At 32.8% G+C, this 19,402-nt stretch carries 16 protein-coding genes; 2 read left to right on the top strand and 14 right to left on the bottom strand.

All coding sequences use genetic code 11. From position 1 onward, the window contains the following. Positions 1-52: 52 nt before the first annotated feature. The 3 genes from ilvD to BM289_RS22115 form a co-directional block, all read right to left on the bottom strand. A complete protein-coding gene (gene ilvD, locus BM289_RS22125; RefSeq protein WP_091497783.1) occupies positions 53-1,726 on the bottom strand; it encodes a dihydroxy-acid dehydratase in 1,674 nt (557 codons plus the stop codon). Between the two features lie 269 nt (positions 1,727-1,995). Next, a complete protein-coding gene (leuB, locus tag BM289_RS22120; RefSeq protein WP_091497781.1) occupies positions 1,996-3,114 on the bottom strand; it encodes a 3-isopropylmalate dehydrogenase in 1,119 nt (372 codons plus the stop codon). 63 nt (positions 3,115-3,177) lie between these two features. Then, complete coding sequence (locus BM289_RS22115; RefSeq protein WP_091497926.1) at positions 3,178-4,353, bottom strand: 2-isopropylmalate synthase; 1,176 nt, start codon at positions 4,351-4,353, stop codon at positions 3,178-3,180. 155 nt (positions 4,354-4,508) lie between these two features. On the opposite strand from BM289_RS22115, the gene BM289_RS22110 reads away from it, so the two are divergent. After that, positions 4,509-6,053 carry a hypothetical protein gene (locus BM289_RS22110; RefSeq protein ID WP_091497778.1) on the top strand — a complete coding sequence of 515 codons (1,545 nt, stop codon included), beginning with the start codon at positions 4,509-4,511 and terminating at the stop codon, positions 6,051-6,053. 305 nt (positions 6,054-6,358) lie between these two features. Here the strand turns inward: BM289_RS22110 and BM289_RS22105 are convergent, their stop codons facing one another. From BM289_RS22105 to BM289_RS22090, 3 genes are all read right to left on the bottom strand, one after another. After that, positions 6,359-8,014 carry a M1 family metallopeptidase gene (locus BM289_RS22105; protein WP_091497775.1) on the bottom strand — a complete coding sequence of 552 codons (1,656 nt, stop codon included), beginning with the start codon at positions 8,012-8,014 and terminating at the stop codon, positions 6,359-6,361. Between the two features lie 479 nt (positions 8,015-8,493). After that, entirely contained in the window at positions 8,494-9,498 is a 1,005-nt protein-coding gene (locus BM289_RS22095) for an SPFH domain-containing protein (protein WP_091497924.1), read from the bottom strand. A gap of 46 nt (positions 9,499-9,544) precedes the next feature. Beyond that, on the bottom strand, positions 9,545-10,792 hold the full coding sequence (locus BM289_RS22090) for a hypothetical protein (RefSeq protein ID WP_091497771.1): 1,248 nt from the start codon (positions 10,790-10,792) through the stop codon (positions 9,545-9,547). A 214-nt stretch (positions 10,793-11,006) separates the two neighbouring features. Here BM289_RS22090 and BM289_RS22085 point away from each other — a divergent pair, with 214 nt between their 5' ends. Beyond that, on the top strand, positions 11,007-11,705 hold the full coding sequence (locus BM289_RS22085) for a carbohydrate-binding family 9-like protein (protein WP_091497768.1): 699 nt from the start codon (positions 11,007-11,009) through the stop codon (positions 11,703-11,705). Between the two features lie 8 nt (positions 11,706-11,713). Here BM289_RS22085 and BM289_RS22080 read toward each other — a convergent pair whose 3' ends face one another. The 8 genes from BM289_RS22080 to hisD all read right to left on the bottom strand — a co-directional run bounded on the left by BM289_RS22080 (position 11,714) and on the right by hisD (position 19,343). Further along, positions 11,714-12,151, bottom strand: coding sequence for a hypothetical protein (locus BM289_RS22080; RefSeq protein ID WP_143102114.1), 438 nt, complete (start codon positions 12,149-12,151; stop codon positions 11,714-11,716). A 292-nt stretch (positions 12,152-12,443) separates the two neighbouring features. Beyond that, the gene (gene hisIE / locus BM289_RS22075; protein ID WP_091497762.1) at positions 12,444-13,040 is read right to left on the bottom strand and encodes a bifunctional phosphoribosyl-AMP cyclohydrolase/phosphoribosyl-ATP diphosphatase HisIE; all 597 of its coding nucleotides are present in this window, start codon (positions 13,038-13,040) and stop codon (positions 12,444-12,446) included. 188 nt (positions 13,041-13,228) lie between these two features. Beyond that, the gene (gene hisF / locus BM289_RS22070; RefSeq protein WP_091497760.1) at positions 13,229-13,984 is read right to left on the bottom strand and encodes an imidazole glycerol phosphate synthase subunit HisF; all 756 of its coding nucleotides are present in this window, start codon (positions 13,982-13,984) and stop codon (positions 13,229-13,231) included. A gap of 97 nt (positions 13,985-14,081) precedes the next feature. Beyond that, positions 14,082-14,807, bottom strand: coding sequence for a 1-(5-phosphoribosyl)-5-[(5-phosphoribosylamino)methylideneamino]imidazole-4-carboxamide isomerase (gene hisA / locus BM289_RS22065; RefSeq protein ID WP_091497757.1), 726 nt, complete (start codon positions 14,805-14,807; stop codon positions 14,082-14,084). Positions 14,808-14,947: 140 nt separating this feature from the next. Further along, positions 14,948-15,529 (bottom strand): imidazole glycerol phosphate synthase subunit HisH, encoded by a 582-nt coding sequence (gene hisH, locus BM289_RS22060; RefSeq protein ID WP_091497755.1) that lies wholly within the window; start codon positions 15,527-15,529, stop codon positions 14,948-14,950. A 163-nt stretch (positions 15,530-15,692) separates the two neighbouring features. Then, positions 15,693-16,829 carry a bifunctional histidinol-phosphatase/imidazoleglycerol-phosphate dehydratase HisB gene (hisB, locus tag BM289_RS22055; protein WP_091497752.1) on the bottom strand — a complete coding sequence of 379 codons (1,137 nt, stop codon included), beginning with the start codon at positions 16,827-16,829 and terminating at the stop codon, positions 15,693-15,695. 83 nt (positions 16,830-16,912) lie between these two features. After that, positions 16,913-17,962, bottom strand: coding sequence for a histidinol-phosphate transaminase (gene hisC / locus BM289_RS22050; RefSeq protein ID WP_091497749.1), 1,050 nt, complete (start codon positions 17,960-17,962; stop codon positions 16,913-16,915). Positions 17,963-18,044: 82 nt separating this feature from the next. Next, on the bottom strand, positions 18,045-19,343 hold the full coding sequence (gene hisD, locus BM289_RS22045; protein WP_091497747.1) for a histidinol dehydrogenase: 1,299 nt from the start codon (positions 19,341-19,343) through the stop codon (positions 18,045-18,047). Between the last annotated feature and the right edge of the window lie 59 nt (positions 19,344-19,402).

Raw genomic sequence — 19,402 nt, 5'->3', positions numbered from 1 at the left:
TTGCTACTGATTTTTGATATTGTCATTACTATTGATTTTTGATTTTTTATAATTAATTATCGGTTACACAGCCAGTTGAAGCACTAGAAACCGATCTTGCATATTTAAGTAAAACTCCTCTTTGCACTTTTAAAGGTGGCTGTACCCAAGCCGCTTTTCTAGCTGCAAATTCCTCTTCAGATATTTTCAGGTCAATTGTATTTTTCACAGCATCGATAGCGATTATATCTCCATCTTTTACTAGCGCAATACCACCGCCATCATAAGCCTCTGGTGTAACGTGTCCTACGACAAAGCCATGCGAACCTCCAGAGAACCTACCGTCTGTAATCAGAGCACAACTGCTTCCTAATCCGGCACCAATAATAGCAGATGTAGGTTTCAGCATTTCAGGCATCCCTGGACCACCTTTTGGTCCGCAATACCTGATGACGACTACATTACCTGGTTTGATTTTACCGGCCTGAAGACCTGGAATTACTTCAAATTCACCTTCAAAAACAACAGCTGGTCCTTCAAAATATTCTCCTTCTTTTCCGCTGATTTTTGCTACAGCACCTTCAGAAGCAAGGTTTCCGTATAAAACCTGAATATTTCCTGTTGGTTTTAGTGCTTTTTGAATTTCGTGAATTACTTCTTGTCCATCTTGCAAGTCTGGAGTCGAAGCTAAATTTTCTGCAACTGTTTTTCCTGTAACAGTTAAACAATCGCCGTGGATAAGTCCCACTTTTAATAAATATTTCATTACTGAAGGGATACCCCCCACTTCATGAATATCTTCCATCATATATTTACCACTTGGTTTCATATCGGCAAGAACAGGAGTTCTGTCGTTAATAGCCTGAAAATCGTCCAAAGTGATTGTGATACCAACTGAATGCGCCATAGCAATTAAGTGCATAACAGCATTTGTAGAACCTCCTAAAACTGCTACAATTGTAATAGCATTTTCGAAAGCTTTACGGGTCATAATGTCTCTTGGCTTGATATCTTTTTCCAATAAAATTCTCATTGCAGCTCCAGCAGCGACACATTCGTCTCTTTTTTCCTGACTTAAAGCAGGGTTTGATGAGCTGTAAGGCAAACTCATTCCTAATGCTTCAATTGCTGAAGACATTGTATTTGCCGTATACATTCCGCCACAAGCTCCTGGACCCGGGCAAGAATTTTGAATTACACCTTTAAAATCTTCTGGAGTAATTTCACCTTTAACTTTTTTTCCTAAAGCTTCAAAAGCAGAAACAATATTTAAAGATTCTCCTTTCCATTTTCCAGAGTGAATTGACCCTCCATAAACCATCATTGATGGACGGTTTAATCTACCCATTGCGATTAATGCACCAGGCATATTTTTGTCACAACCAGGAATTGCAATAATACCATCATACCATTGTGCTCCGGCAACTGTTTCAATAGAATCTGCAATTACATCACGAGAAACTAAAGAATAACGCATTCCTTCTGTTCCGTTTGAAATTCCGTCACTAACTCCAATAGTATTAAAAATAAGTCCGACAAGATCTGCATCCCAAACACCTTTTTTAACATCTTTTGCTAAATCATTCAAGTGCATGTTGCAAGTGTTACCATCGTAACCCATGCTCACAATACCTACTTGTGCTTTTTTCAAATCTTCTTCAGTTAAACCAATTCCGTACAACATTGCTTGCGCCGCAGGCTGTGTTTGATCTTGAGTGATGGTCTTGCTGTACTTATTTAATTCCATTATAGTTTTATTTTTTTAATTTTTTATTCAAAAAAAAACCTTCCAGTATTTGGAAGGTTTGTAATATAGTTTTTCAATTATATTTATAACATTCCTGATGCAGATGTGTGAATCACATTGACAACCACGACAGAAATGATAATAATTGAGATTTGCATCGTTTTATTTTTTTAGCGTTACAAAAGTAAATAAACTTGAGGAACAAAAAAAATAAAATCTCAACATTTCAAACACTTCTTGTGATTATCTTCACTTTTTAACAGAAAACATTAAACAATTGTGGATTGTCCAATACTAACATTATCATTATTAAAATACAGCAAATCGTCTTTACTGAAAATAAAATTAGAAACAAATTCTCCTACTTCGTTTGTACCGAATTTAGAGTCTGGTTTCAAATCAACTGTAACCACTTTGTATTCAATTGCTTTTTCTACTGCTTTATAGACAACATTAGCTTCTTTAGTTAATCCAAAATGCTCTAACAAAAGCGCTGCTGCCAAAATCGAAGCAATCGGATTGGCAATGTTTTTTCCTTTTGCCTGCGGATATGATCCATGAATTGGCTCAAACAAAGCATTTTTTTCTCCTAAAGATACTGATGGCAATAAGCCAATTGAACCTGTAATTACACTAGCTTCATCAGATAAAATATCTCCAAACAAGTTTTCAGTCAAAATCACATCAAACTGCTTTGGATTTAAGATTAACTGCATTGCAGCATTATCCACAAACAAGAAATCAAGTTTAACATCTGAATACTCTTCGCCCACTTTCTGAACTACTTTTCTCCACAATCTTGAAGTTTCCAAAACATTTGCTTTGTCTACCATTGTTAGCTTTTTGCGTCGTTTTTGCGCCGATTTAAAAGCTAAATGTGCAATTCTTGTAATTTCTTCTTCTGAATATTCACATAAATCTGAAGCATGTGTTCCTTCTTCATTAAGTGTTTTAGTTCCAAAATAAGCTCCACCAGTTAATTCTCTAAAAATGGTAAAATCAGCTCCTTCAATAATTTCTCTTTTTAAAGGAGAAGATTCAATTAAGGCTTTATAAGGTTTTATTGGACGAATATTAGCAAATAATCCTAATTCTTTTCGCAGTTTCAGCAATCCTTGCTCTGGACGAACTTTTGCGTTTGGGTTATTATCGTACTTAGGATCTCCAATAGCACCAAGCAGAACCGCATCTGTATTTAGACACAGATTCAAAGTCTGCTCTGGCAAAGGACTTCCCGTTTTATCGATAGCAACCGCTCCCATCAGCGCTTCTTCAAAAACAAATTCATGATTATACACTTCGCCAATGGCGTACAAAGCTTTTTTAGCCTGTAATATTACTTCAGGTCCAATTCCATCTCCTGGTAAAACTGCAATTTTTAAATTCATAATCTCTCGCTCTTTATGTCTTTAAATCCTTATTGTTCCTTAAACTCTTATTTTTATACTATTTTAGTTTCTTATTAAATCTCCTTCTATTTTTGAAGCTTCGATAATTTGATGAATATCTGCATCTACAACTTCTTTTTTAATGTCAGCGAATTTCAAGAATTCGATGTAAACGATATCCAATTGTGTTTTTGTCAATTCGTAACCTACTTTTTTAGCACGATAAGCCAAAGCTGCTCTTCCGCTTCTAGCTGTCAAAATGATTGAAGATTCATTCACACCAACATCTAACGGATCCATGATCTCGTAGGTTGCTCTGTTTTTGATTACACCATCTTGGTGAATTCCAGAACTGTGTGCAAAAGCGTTTGCTCCAACAATCGCTTTATTTGGTTGTACAATCATTCCCATACTTTCAGAAACTAAACGGCTCATTTCGTTTAATTCTCTAGTATTGATGTTTGTATCTAAATTTAAGTAAGGGTGTTGTTTGAAAATCATTACTACTTCTTCAAGTGCAGTATTTCCAGCTCTTTCACCAATACCATTAATAGTACATTCTATTTGTCTGGCTCCATTAATAGCACCTGCAATAGAGTTTGCAGTTGCCATTCCTAAATCATTATGACAGTGACATGAAAGGATTACGTTTTCGATTCCTTTTACGTTTTCTTTTAAGTATTTAATTTTTGCACCATATTCTTCTGGAAGACAATATCCTGTAGTATCAGGAATATTTAATACTGTAGCTCCAGATTTAATAACTTCTTCACAAACTTTAGCTAAAAATGCGTTATCTGTTCTACCGGCATCTTCTGCGTAGAATTCTACATCTTCTACATAAGATTTAGCGTGGGATACAGCGTATTTTGCTCTTGCAATAATATCTTCCGGAGTAGTTTGCAATTTGTGGAGTATATGAGATTCCGAAGTTCCGATTCCAGTATGGATTCTAGGTTTCTTAGCATGCTTTAAGGCAGCTGCAGCAACATCAATATCGTTTTTTACGGCTCTTGTTAGTCCGCAGACGGTTGCATTTTCTACAATTTTGCAAATCTCAGAGACCGATAAAAAATCGCCCGGACTTGACACAGGGAAACCTGCTTCGATAATGTCAACTCCCATTTTGTCTAGTCGTTCTGCGATAACTAATTTTTGCTTAGTATCTAACTTGCATCCTGGAACCTGTTCACCATCTCGCAAAGTGGTGTCAAAAATTTGAACTTTCTCTCTATTCATATTCATTAATTTAATGTAATTTCACATCTTGATAACAAATATATATTGTACTATCGCAGTACGAAATTCATTTTAATGAAATTATACTGTTCATAAAACGATTTATACCTTATTAAATACTTTATTATCAATAAGTTACATTATTATTTTTTACAATGGCTAACCATCAAAAAGATTTCTTATTTGTTTTAATCAAATCACTTTCAAAATCAGAAAAAAGGCAGTTTAAAATTTTTGCAAGCCGATTAGAGACGAGTTCAAATACAAAATTCATCGAACTATTCAATATTTTGGATAAATCTGAAGTTTACGATGAAAAACTTATTCTGAAGAGCGGAGTTATCCAAAAAGTACAGTTATCTAACTTAAAATCATACTTATACAAGCAAATCTTGGTTAGTATAAGACTAAACATTCCTAGTCAGAATATTCGTTATCAGCTTCGTGAGCAAATGGATTTTGCTGTTATTCTTTATAATAAAGGATTATACAAACAGAGTTTAAAAATATTAGACAAAACAAAACAGCAAGCGCTTGAAAATGACGAAAAATATATGGCGTATGAAATTGTTGAGTTTGAAAAATTAATCGAATCCCAATATATTACCCGAAGTATTCAAGGTCGTGCCGATGAATTGGTTATTCAGGCGAAAGAATTAAATTATCGTAACACTATTTCAAGCAAGCTTTCCAATTTATCTCTTCAGTTATACGGAATAATGCTGAAAACCGGATATGTAAAAAACGATCAGGAATATAAATATATAGACGATTATTTTAATAGACATATTTCAAAATTAGACGAAAGTAAATTTGGATTCCGTGAAAAGTACTGGTTTTACAATGCTAATTTGTGGCGAAGCTTTTTAGTTCAGGACTTTTTAGCGAGTTACAAATATGCTTATAAATGGGTACAGCTTTTCTACGATAATCCAAACATGATTTATTTAAATCCTGTCTTTTTCTTAAAAGGGAATCACTATTTTCTGGAATCGCTTTATATGCTAAAGTATAAATCGAATTTCAAGAAATACCTTAATCTTTTAGAAGAAACTATCGCAGATCCAAAATTTCCAGTAAATGATAATATTGCATCTTTATCGTTCCTTTACGTTTATAACAATAAGTTAAATCTTCACATTTTAGCAGGTACTTTTGAAGAAAGTGAATATTTAATTCCTGAAATTTTAGAAAAACTAAAAATACACAGTGAACATCTAGATGAACACCACGAAATGTTATTCTTCTATAAATTTGCTTCTATCTATTTCGGAAACGAAAAATACAATGAATGCATCAATTATTTAGATAAAATCATCAATAACAAGAATTTAACAATGCGTGAAGATTTAATGTGTTTTGCGAGACTATTATCTTTAATTGCACATTATGAACTTGGAAAAGATTATTATTTAGAAAATCATCTGAAAAGCACCTATAAGTTCTTATTGAAAATGAATGATTTACATGAAGTTCAAAAAGAAATCATCAAATTCCTGAGAAACTTAAATAACTTTTATCCCGCTGATATTAAGAACGAATTCAAAAAAATGCATGCTCGTTTTGTTGAACTTGAAAAGAATACTTACGAAAAAAGAGCTTTCTTATACTTAGATATTATTTCGTGGTTGGAAAGTAAAATAGAAAACAGGAAAATCGCTGATATTATTAAGGAAAAAGCGAAGTTGAACAATCGATAGATTCAAATTCCAAATTTTTAAATTCCAAATTCCAATAAAAAAGGCTGAAAACAGTAGCTTTCAGCCTTTTTTTGTCATTTCGACTGAAAGGAGAAATCACACTCGAAACTCTACAAAGATTGGCGATTATCTTTGTGGAAACACTAGTGTGATTTCTCCTTTCAGTCGAAATGACAAACTGCCCTTAAAAGCAACAAACCCGACAGGTCTTAAAACCTGTCGGATTTATCCAAAAAGACGTAAAAAATCCCAAACTCCAACAATTGGAATTTGGGATTTAAAAAAATTGAAATTTATCGAATTTTTTATTCGATTATATTAGAAGTCGTTACATAGAAGTTTTTATCTACTTCCAGTTTTCTGTCTTCATTATCCGTTTTGACAGACTGCCATTCTGTAGTTGGTTTCAGTACAGTTTCAACTCCGTTAATTTTAACTTTTACAGGCATATCAAACTTAGAAACGCAATTTGTCCAGTGGTAACCTAAAGTTCCATTTTTAAACATATATTCCAAAACCGGAATTTGCGTAGTGGTTAAATACTGAGCATAAACTCTGTTAAAGTTAATTCCTGATTGTTCATTGATATAATCCTGAATCTGTTTTGAAGTAACGGTTTGATGGTAAAAAGTTTTATTCAAACCTCTTAAAATAGATTTCCATTTTGCATCATCATTGATTATCTGACGCATTGTATGCAACATATTGGCTCCTTTTGGATACATATCTCCAGAGCCTTCATTATTTACATCATAATGTCCAATAATTGGCTTGTCATTTTCTATATTTTGTCTGCATCCAATAACATATTCAGCTCCAGCTTCTTTTCCATAATAATATTCCAGAAAAAGACTTTCAGAATAATTAGTAAAACTTTCATGAATCCACATATCGGCGATATCTTTATACGTGATATTGTTAGCAAACCATTCGTGACCAGACTCATGAATAATGATAAAATCAAATTTCAATCCCCAGCCGGTTCCGCTTAAATCTTTTCCTAAATAACCTTGTTTGTATTGATTTCCGTAAGTCACAGAACTTTGGTGTTCCATTCCTAAATAAGGCACTTCAACCAATTTATAGCTGTCTTCGTAAAACGGATATGGCCCAAACCAATTTTCAAAAGCTTTCAGCATTTTCGGAGCATCTTTGAAATGTTCTTTAGCTAAAGCTAAATTATCTCTCAATACATAATAATTACAATCCAAATTGCCTTTTTCTCCTTTAAATACTTCAGAGAAATTCACATAATCACCAATATTGATGTTTACACCGTAATTATTAATTGGATTCGAAACATACCAGTTAAAAGTTTTAGTTCCGTCTTTTTCTTTTTTAACGCTCTTCAGTCTTCCGTTAGAAACCTCTGTTAAATCACCTGGGACATTTACACTAATTAGCATGTTTTCTACTTCATCATACATATGATCCTTGCAAGGCCACCAAACACTAGCGCCTAAACCCTGACAAGATGTAGCGATAAAATCTTTTCCATTTTTATCTTTTTTCCATGAAAATCCTCCATCCCAAGGTGCTCTTACAGCTTCTTTCGGTTTTCCTTCATAATAAACTACAATCTCCTTAGTATCACCAACTTTTTGTTTTTCATTTAAAGTAATGAAAAACGCATTTCCATCTCTGTCAAATTTTAACTCTTTTCCGTTTTGAGTTACCTTCGTAATATTCATTGGTTGTTGCAAGTCAATCTGCATTCTGTTATTTTCTGTTAAAACAGTATAACGAACCGTATTTGAACCTGAAATCGATTTTTCAGAAGGATTTACTTTTACATTCAGATGATAGTATTTCAAATCCCACCAGGCTCTTTCTTTTGTAATGCTTCCACGTAAAGTATCCTGATGTGTAAAAACCGTTTCTGACTTGTTTAAAAGTCCTTGGGCATTGGTAGTAAAACCTAATAAAAAAGCGGCAAAAATACTTGCAAATTGTCTTTTCATTCTTTTTAAGATATAAATTAAATAGATTTTTTTGTGTTTTACAGCTCTAAATGTGTCTTCAAAAACAAAATAATCCTTAAGAGCAAAAATAAGTAAAGATTTCGTGATGCAAAAAACATATTATCTTTCAGATAAAATTAATATTCTCAATTACTTAGAATTAAACGCAAAACTTTCTAATTAAGAGGTTTTACTCTTTTATCACTCTTTTTACTATCAGAATATTTTTTAATAAATAAAAGATACAGAAAATAACTCAATAAACTCGTAATTACGAAAATAATCAACATTATAATTGCTTTGAATACTATACTCCAGGAAATTGGTTCATATCCCCATAAATTAAATATAACTAAAGCACTTACAGCCAAAACCATAACTATGCTAACTATGCCAAATAATAATTTCATGATTTGCTTTTGTAATATTAAACAAGACGAAAATAAATACACTAAAAACAGAATATTCTCTATTAAAATTTAAAGCTTATTTAATATATCCGTTTTCTTTTTGTCAAATTCTTCTTGAGTCAGGATTTTTTCATCTAATAACAACTTAAGTCTTTTTAGTTGCATTACTGTATCATCTTGATCGTTAATAGTTGTTATTTTTTCCTTCTCAGAAAAAAGTGATTTTCCCAATTCCATACCAGCACCTATTTGGAGTCCTGCACCAGCCAGACCTCCTTCATTTTTTGCTGCATCTCGTAATGCGCGAAGTTTTTCAAGTTCTGTATAATCCATTCCTACTTCTGCAGCAACTCGAGACTCTCTACTCATCTTAGTTATAGCATTAATATTATTTTGTGTTTCCTCATCAAAACATGTGGCTTCAATTTGAAAATCTGTTAACAAAAGACCAATATTTTCTACTAGAGTTGATACTTTAGCTTTCAATGCTATTGAAATGTCTCCCAAGTGAGAATCTATCTCACGATATGAATATTTACAGGTAGCTAAATAAGATGCTAATTCCGAGGTAATTCGTGAAATTATGAGTTCCCTCATATCATCTGCTGTGTAGCTATGTTTTGATCCTACCAGGTTTGCAAATATTTTATAAACATCTTTAAGTTGTATAGAGTAATTACCATGTGCTCCCAGTGATACAGGAAAATTATAGAATTCGTCTACATATTTTATAGGATTTGCTGTACCCCATCTTTGCCCAACTAATTCTGCTGTTCTAAAATAATACAGATGCATTTTATACTCACTTTCAAAATTCTGTCGGAGATTTAAAAAAGTAGTAATAAATGGATGGTTATCAGTTTCTAAAAGATAAACTCCTTCAGTTGTTAAGACATCTTCAATTTTACCTTGATAAACTACAATACACCCCTGACCTGGTGATACGATTAACTTACTAGCATTTTTTATTTCATCAGTTGCAGATTCATATTTATAAAATAAAAGATCAGGGCTTTGATTTTGCCATTCTATAACTGAACTTAATTGTTTTCTGAATAAATTAGGAAGTCCCATATTTTTCTTTTTATAAACTTTTTTATTATTAACATACACGGATAAATTACAAATTTGAAACCGTAAGATATTTTAAATTTTTGCCATCTTCATCCACTACTGCATAGTAATTATTATCTAGTTTGAGAACAAACTTCTTATCAGCATAAGTATTGTGGTCAAAAAAATAACTATACCGATCATTTTCAGGTTTGATTGGAACTGTCCAAATTAGTTTCCCTGTTTCTGTATCTATTCGTTGAAGTAATAATTGTGACTGTTTAGAAGCTGTAGCGGTGCTTATGACTAATAAATGTCTGGCATCAAAATAAGCTAGGTACGCATTTGTGTATAGTCGATTTGGTGTAAGATTCTTGTAACTAATTAAACTAGTATTATTTTCAAATTTATTATAAAATCTTCCTAACGACGTAATTGGGTCGCTAGGTCCTCCACCATTATATCTATATGTGATTTTGAAGAGATTATATTGAATATCATTTCTTTCAGACACAGCTTTTATTGTATACACTACGCTGTCCTTTGCTCTTTTGAATTGTTCACTATTTACTATCCTATAAATGGTGTCCGAAGAAAAACTTCTTTTTACTAATGGATAATAGTAATAACTTTTCCCTAGATTAGTCATTGTTTTGAAGCTTTCTCCGTAAGTTCTTCCATAATAAGCACTAATTTCAGCAATTCCTGAAGTATACAATGAATCTTTTTCGAACATTCTCACAGTCATATCTCTCATATTCATAGTATTAACATCAACTTCATATAATTTTTGCTTGTTAAAAACGATATAAGTTTTATTATTTGAAAACTTAGCTAATTCAATTTCTCCAGAATCTAACTTATCCAATCCCTCTATCCTTTCTCTTTTCAAATCCTTACCATTATCTATATCTTTAAAAGAAAAATAAAATTCTTTTGTTTCTTTATTATTAAATGATGACTTGCTAAGAAATTCTAATATGAAGATTTTATTGTTAATAATAACTGGTGTATTAAAAACAGAATTGCCAAAACTATCGTAACTTTTTGCATCACTTTTTTTTAAAGCAACAAATAAAAAAATCACAAACATCACGAAACCAATAGCCAGAACTAGCAATTTCAAAATAGTGATTGGATTAACTGGTCTAGAAACAGCTTTATCAATTTGATGATTTACATTAATGTTAATGTCATCATTATCTAAATAATATGCAGTATTGCAATTACTACATAGATAATTATCCACTGATAATACAGTATGGAGACTACTTCCGCATTGTGGGCATTTTATTGCTTTTATTTTCTTCGCCATTTATGAATATTAAAGAAAAGTCTAATTTTTAAATGATTTTAAAATTTTAAAAGACTAAATATGGAGTTAAAAAATTACAGCAAGATTATTATTTAAAAAGAACAGAAACTACCTTTATACGGTATAATAATATCGTTTTAAGCTTTGAAACTTTATAAATTGAGAAATATATTATTTTTACATTCAACTAAATATAAAAATTCCTTATTTGTCTATGAAATTTGAACAATACCTAATTATCTCTTTTCTTGTTTATTCAATTTCTATTTGCTCTCAAAACATTCCTGTATATAAAACCAATGATCTAATAACAGTTGATGGGAATTTATCCGATTGGAAAAGGCCTCTTTTAGGCCCTTTTGTAATTCACAATTCCGGAGAAAAAGTTTTACAAAATACCTATGTTTCTTTTTTATGGGATGATGAAAATCTGTATATCGCCTACAATTGTACCGATTCTAATATAATTGGAAAACCTCAAACCAAAGATGCACAAATATTCTACACTGATGATTTGGTGGAAATTTTTATAGATCCCGACGGAGACGGACAAAATTATGTTGAGATTGGAGTAAATGCTTTTTCAACCAATTATGATTTACTTTTAAGATGCATTTCACCTGAATGCGGAGGATGGAAAACGGAAATTGATTTTAACATCAAAGGAATGGAAACCGTCAGCAATATAAATTCAGAAGGATATACCGTGGAAATTAAAATTCCTTTTACAAGTTTAGAAAAAATTAAAAATGCTAATTTTTCAAAACCAAAAACAGGTACAAAATGGAAAGCAAATGTTTTTAGAATTGATTATGGAAAAATGATTGAATACCAAGCATTACAACCTTATAAGAGTTTAAAATTTGGTTTTCATCAGCCGGGAGAATTTGCTGTTTTTGAGTTTTTGGAATAATTAATTATTTAGTAGAAAAATTGCTGTACTTCTGTTGGCTCAAAATACTCCGCATTATCAACTAAAAACTTAAAAGCTGTATTAGTTTTTGCTATTTTATAAACTTCAAAAATAGATTTATAACGTACACAATGTATATTTTGATAAAATCTATCATTAAAATTCCCATAAAAAGTATAGGTTTCCAAAAACATAGCAATACCTTTCTTTAAAACTGTTGGATTTGAAAAATCCTTAGGAAGAAATATATTTGGAAAACTATTATTATCTACATATAATTCTCCAGTACTTTCATTAACTGGATAAAAACTACCATTTGGTAGTTTTTCTAAAAACAAAATTAGTCTCTGTCCTTTTTTTAATTCTTTAATTCTAGGATCACATAACCATTCTTCCCAAATAACTACATTTATCGTTTTTTGAGACCTTAGAGATAGTTCCATCAACTATTAAAACAGCTTTAGAAATAACTATTGAATATGGCGTAACATTTTTCTTAAAACCATAGTTTAAAGTAGGGACTAAAAATAAAAGCAAACATACAACTAATCTCATATCAATATTATTTGATACTAAAATAACATATTTTTCTATCTTTTCGGCCGAAGGGAGAAATCGCACTAGTGAATCGACAAAGATTGGAGATATACTTTGCGGAGTTTCTAGTGTGATTTGCTTCGCCTGTTCGCTATCGCTCGGGTCTCCCTTCGGTCGAAATGACAAGACTTATTGTAAATATTATTTCTGACGCTTCTTCAAAACTTCAACAACATCATTCAATTGAAATCCTTTTGCCTGTAATAAAATAAGATAATGAAAAAGTAAATCGGCGCTTTCGCTAAGGAATAAATCATCATTCTCATCTTTTGCTTCAATCACCACTTCAACAGCTTCTTCACCAACTTTCTGCGCAATTTTATTGATTCCTTTTTCAAACAAAGAAGCAACATAACTCTTTTCTGAATCAGCATTTTCTCTACGTGTTTTGATAGTGTTTTCTAATTGAGAAATAAAACCATAATTCGCATCATTTGGTTCTTGCCAGCACGTATCTGCGCCTGTGTGACATGTTGGGCCAACAGGTTTTGCCTGAATTAAAAGTGTATCGCCATCACAGTCATTTTTGATACTTACCAAATTTAAAAAGTTGCCACTCTCCTCGCCTTTTGTCCAAAGTCTTTGTTTTGAACGGCTAAAGAATGTTACTTTTTGTGTTTCTATTGTTTTTTGAAGCGATTCTTCGTTCATATAGCCCAGCATCAAAACATTTTTTGTCTCTGAATCCTGAATTATAGCCGGAATTAATCCGTGTGCGCTTTTGATATCTACGTTCATTTTTATTTATTTTTTTTAGAGTAAAGAATATAGAAAATAGAATAAAGAGGTAAAAATTAAAGATTATAAAAGTTTCTCAATCCTTCCTTTGTCTCCTTTGTTATATTTTCTATACTCTATTTTCTATACTCTATTTTCTATACTCTATTTTCTATACTCTATTTTCGTATGTTCTATTTTCGTATGTTCTAAATTCTAACTTCTATATTATTATTTCTTAATTCTTGTTTCAACGCCTTGATCTCGATTTCTTTAAAGTGAAAAACGCTTGCCGCCAATGCTGCATCGGCTTTTCCTTTTTGAAACGAATCTACGAAATGCTGCATATTCCCAGCTCCACCCGAAGCAATGATCGGAATATTGACTAATTCTGAAAGTTTGGCCAAAGCTTTATTTGCAAAACCATTTTTAGTTCCATCATTATCCATTGAGGTAAATAAAATTTCACCTGCTCCACGTTCTGCAACTTCAACGGCCCAATCGAATAAATTTAATTCAGTTGGCACTTTTCCTCCAACTAAATGCACAATCCATTGTCCGTCAATTTGTTTGGCGTCGATTGCAACCACAACGCATTGGCTTCCAAATTTCTGCGCCAAGTCATTAATCAATTGCGGATTTTTTACTGCCGAGGAATTGATCGAAACTTTATCAGCTCCGTTATTTAGCAGAATATCTACATCTTCAACAGATGAAATTCCACCGCCAACTGTAAACGGAATATTGATTTTTTCTGCCACGCTTCGCACCATATTTACAAGTGTTTTGCGTCGTTCTTCTGTTGCCGAAATATCAAGGAACACCAATTCGTCTGCGCCTTCAGCCGAATAAATTGCAGCTAATTCTACAGGATCTCCGGCATCGCGCAAGTCAACGAAATTAACGCCTTTTACCGTTCTTCCGTTTTTTATATCTAAGCAAGGTATGATTCTTTTTGCAAGCATTTTTCTTTGTTGTTTCACAGAGATTCACAAAGATTCTCAGAGCTACGCAAAATTTTGTGAATCTTTGCGTTTAACTTTGCGAATCTTTGCGGAATATCTATTTATTTAAAATATAATTTTCAAGTTGCTTCAATGTAATTCTTCCCTCGTAAATCGCTTTTCCAATGATTGTTCCTTCACAACCTAATTCGGCTAATTTTGGCAATTCATCAAAAGTTGAAATTCCGCCAGAAGCGATTAATTTTATGCCGACTGCTTCAGCTAAAATTTTGCTGTACAAATCAAAACTTGGACCTTGAAGCATACCGTCTTTGGCGATATCAGTACAAATAACATAAGAGATTCCTTTTGACTGATAACCCTGAATAAAAGGAACTAAATCTTCATTTGACTCTTCCAACCAACCAGAAACAGCAATTTTTTCGTCTTTTGCATCAGCTCCTAAAATGATTTTATCTGTGCCGTATTCTGAAATCCATTTTTCAAAAATTGCTCGGTTTTTTACCGCAATACTTCCGCCAGTAATTTGATTTGCACCACTTTCAAAAGCAATTCTCAAATCGTCATCCGATTTTAATCCGCCTCCAAAATCAATTTTCAAACTGGTTTGTGTCGCAATTTGTTCTAAGATTTTATAATTAACAATTTTACTTGATTTTGCACCATCTAAATCTACTAAATGCAGATAGTCAATTCCGTGCGCTTCGAACGATTTCGCTACTTCAAGCGGATTCTCATTGTAAATTATCTTAGTATCATAATCACCTTTGGACAAACGAACGCATTTTCCTTCAATGATATCTATGGCTGGTATTATTCTCATGTTTCTAATTTTAGAATTCCGATTTTAGATTTTAGATTTTAGTCCCGATAGCTATCGGGATGATATTTTGATTGATTTTTGATATTGCGATTGGAATTTGGTTCCAAAGCATCGGGATAAGAAATTGGAATTTTAAAATTTTACATTTTTAAAAAATTGCCTAAAATCTTTTCCCCAACATCGCCGCTTTTCTCTGGATGAAATTGCGTTCCGTAAAAATTATCTTTTTGCAAAGCCGAGGCATATTCAACATCATAATTTGTTGTTGCGATAGATTCTGCACAATTTGGCGCGTAAAAACTGTGAACCAAATACATAAATTCATTTTCAGAAATGTCTTTAAATAAATCCGTTTTTAAATCATAAATCTGATTCCAGCCCATTTGAGGCACTTTTACATTGTTTGAAAATTTCAAAACATCCACATCAAAAATTCCTAGACCTTTTGTATTTCCTTCTTCAGTTTTGTTGCACATCAATTGCATTCCGAGGCAAATTCCTAAAACAGGTTGTTTCAATTCTGGAATCAGGCTATCCAAACCGCTTTCGCGAAGCTTCGTCATAGCCGAGCTCGCCTCGCCCACGCCAGGAAAAATCACTTTATCTGCCGATTTAATTTCGTCTGGATTATTGCTCAAAACAGCCTTAAAACCCAATCTTTCAATGGCAAACATAATGCTCTGAATATTTCCTGCTCCGTAATTTATGATTACTATTTTCAAAATTAATTTTAGATTTTAGATTTTAGATTTTAGATTTCTCTTCAACGTAAAATCATTAATACTATTTTACTTAACCGCAAGGTTCGCAAAGATTTACGCTAAGAATGCAAAAAAAACTTGTGTGCTTTGCGTAAATCTTTGCGTACTTTGCGGTAAAACTTTTTTACAACATACCTTTGGTACTTGGCAGAATCATTTTTTCGGTGTCTCTTTTTACGGCTACTTTTATGGCTTTAGCGAAAGCTTTAAAAATGGCTTCGATTTTATGATGTTCGTTGATTCCTTCTGCTTTGATATTTAAATTCGCTTTTGCACCGTCTGTGAACGATTTGAAGAAATGATAAAACATTTCTGTTGGCATTTTTCCAACCATTTCGCGTTTAAATTCCGTTTCCCAGATCAGCCAGTTTCTTCCGCCGAAATCAATTGCCGCTTGTGCCAAACAATCATCCATTGGAAGACAGAATCCGTAACGCTCAATTCCTAATTTGTTCCCTAACGCTTTCGCGAAAACTTCTCCTAAAGCAATTGCTGTATCTTCGATGGTGTGGTGCTCATCGACTTCTAAATCGCCTTTTACAAGGATTTCTAAGTCCATTTGACCATGACGTGAGATTTGGTCTAACATGTGGTCAAAAAATGCAATTCCCGTATCGATTTTGCTTTTTCCTGTACCGTCAAGATTTAGATTGATGTAAATATCGGTTTCGTTTGTTTTTCTTGTAATGGATGCTGAACGCGCTTCTAATTTTAAAAACTCATAGATTTTCTTCCAATCCATTGTTTGTAAAACGATTGTTTCGTTCAATTCTTCACGTTTTGCCGAAATTTCGTTACTTCCTGCGCCATCTGTATCGTTCATGAAAATAGCTTTTGCTCCCAAATTTTTAGCCAATTCCACATCCGTTAAACGATCGCCTAAAACAAAAGAATTTTCCAAATCATATTCTGGATTATTCAAGTATTTAGTCAGCATTCCAGTTCTTGGTTTGCGTGTAGGCGCATTTTCTTCCGGAAAAGTTCTGTCTACAAAGATTTCATCAAAAACAACTCCTTCGTTTTCAAATGCTTTTAGGATGAAATTCTGCGTCGGCCAAAAGGTGTCTTCCGGAAAACTATCCGTTCCTAATCCATCCTGATTGGTTACCATTGCTAATTCGTAATCTAATTCATTAGCAATTTTAGCCAAATATTGAAACGCTTTTGGATAAAACTCCAGTTTATCCAAACTGTCTAATTGATAGTTTTGAGGTTCCAAAACAATCGTTCCGTCACGATCAATAAAAAGTACTTTTTTCATAATTTATTTTTTATGTTGCCACGAATTACACTAATTAGCACGAATTTAATTAGTGTAATTCGTGAAATTCGTGGCTAACATTCTTAGCTTAATAGTTTCAATTCTCTAATTACAACAGCATTTTCTTCTTTTGTTCCAATGGTAAAACGAAGACAATTTTCACATAAAGGCTGTGTGGTTCTGTTACGAATAACGATTCCTTTTTCGATTAATTGATCGTATCTTTTATTCGCGTCATCTACTTTTGCCAAGATAAAATTGGCTTCAGTTGGATACACTTTTTCTACAAAACTTACTTCAAGTAAAACTTTAAGTAATTCGTCTCTTTGCTCAATAATTGAACCTATTTCTTGTTTTATTTTCTCTAAATCTTTTAAACGTTCTTTGGCTCTTTGTTGTGTTAGTTCGTTTACATTATATGGAGGTTTGATTTTATTCAGAATTGAAATTACTTCTTCTGAAGCATAGCAAATTCCTAAACGAATTCCAGCCAAACCATACGCTTTTGAAAGTGTCTGTGTAATGACCAAATTTGGATATTCATCAATTTCTGTTAGCCAGCTTTCTTTATCTGAAAAATCAATATAAGCTTCATCAATTACCACTAAACCTTTAAAATTTTGAAGCAATTTTACTACACTTTCGTCTGAAAATGAATTTCCTGTTGGATTGTTTGGAGAACACAAAAAAATGATTTTTGTATTTTCATCAACAGCTTCTAAAATCTTTTCAACTTGTGGCTGAAAATCTGTAGTTAAAAGAATTTCTCTGTTTTCTACTGCGTTGATATTTGCCAAAACACCATACATTCCATAAGTAGGTGGCAACGAAATAATATTGTCTTTATTTGGCTCACAGAAAGCTCTGAAGAGTAAATCCAAAACTTCATCGCTTCCGTTTCCTAACAAAATCTGACTTTGTTTGGTGTTGTTATTTTTAGCTAAAATCGCTTTAACCGAATTCTGCTGCGGATCTGGATAACGATTTACGCCATTTTGAAACGGATTTTCATTGGCATCCAAAAAAATCATTTCAGCTGTATCAAAATCCTCAAACTCGTCTCTCGCAGAAGAATAAGGTTTTAAGGATTTTACGTTTTCTCTTGTTATTGTATTTATATCGAACGTACTCATTTTATTTTCTTTATTCCTGCAAGGTTTTTAAAACCTTGTAGGCATTATTTATTAAGCTTCTAAATCGGAAATCTATTTAGACCTACGAGGTTTTCGAAACCTCGCAGGACTGTAGGCGTAATGTTACAGCATTTTTATGTGCTTGTAATCCTTCGGCTTCAGCCATAGCTTCAATTGCTCTTCCTATATTTTGAATTCCTTTCTCCGATATTTTCTGGAATGTCATCGATTTCATAAAACTATCCAGGTTTACACCGCTGTAATTTTTGGCATAACCGTTTGTTGGAAGCGTATGATTGGTTCCTGAAGCATAATCTCCTGCACTTTCAGGAGTGTAATTTCCAATAAACACAGAACCTGCATTTACTATTCCGTTACAATAGAAATCATCATATTCAGAGCAGATAATAAAGTGCTCCGGGCCATATTCATTGATTAAATCTAAAGCGGTTTGATCGTTTTCAACATAAATTAATTTTGAATTTTCGATCGCTTTTTCTGCAATAGCTTTTCTAGGCAATACTTCTAATTGTGACTGAACTTCTTTTTCTACTTCATCAATCAGTTTTTTTGAAGTCGAAACTAATATTACCTGACTATCTGTTCCGTGTTCTGCCTGAGATAATAAATCTGAAGCTACAAAAGCTGGAACTGCAGTATCATCGGCTACAATTAATAATTCTGATGGCCCCGCCGGCATATCGATTGCAACGCCAAATTGAGTCGCTAATTGTTTGGCCACCGTCACAAATTGATTTCCTGGGCCAAATATTTTATATACTTTAGGAATTGACTGTGTTCCAAATGTCATACCGGCAATTGCCTGAATGCCACCTACTTTTAGAATTTTGGTTACACCGCATAAATTCGCCGCGTATAGAATCGCTGGGTTTATTTTTCCTTTTTTGTCTGGTGGCGAACACAAAACAATTTCTTTACAACCTGCAATTTCAGCAGGAACAGCAAGCATTAAAACAGTTGAAAATAAAGGAGCTGTTCCGCCAGGAATATATAAACCGATTTTTTGAATTGGCCTTTTTTCCTGCCAGCAGTTTACGCCTTCAATCGTTTCAACTTCAACTCGATCGGTTTTCTGCGCTTTGTGAAATTTATAAATATTGTTTTTTGCTAATTCAATCGCTTCTTTTAATTCACTCGGAATTAAATTAATTGCTTCTGTAATTTCCTCCGGAGTTACTTCGTAATTTCCCAATGAAATTCCGTCAAAAATTGAAGTGTATTTTGCCACAGCTTCATCTCCTTTTTTCTGAACTTCTCTGAAGATTTCTTTTACCGTAACCTCGATATCATCAATAGTCTGCGTTGGTCTTTTTAATATATCTGACCAGCTTTCTGGTTTTGGATTGTTGATTTTATTCATAATATTATATATTAAATCCCATTTTTTTAAATTACAAATTCCAATTCTTTGTCTAAAAT

The sequence above is a fragment of the Flavobacterium phragmitis genome (genome assembly GCF_900112575.1).
Lineage (GTDB): Bacteria > Bacteroidota > Bacteroidia > Flavobacteriales > Flavobacteriaceae > Flavobacterium > Flavobacterium phragmitis.
This window is presented reverse-complemented; position numbering and strand designations above follow the sequence as displayed.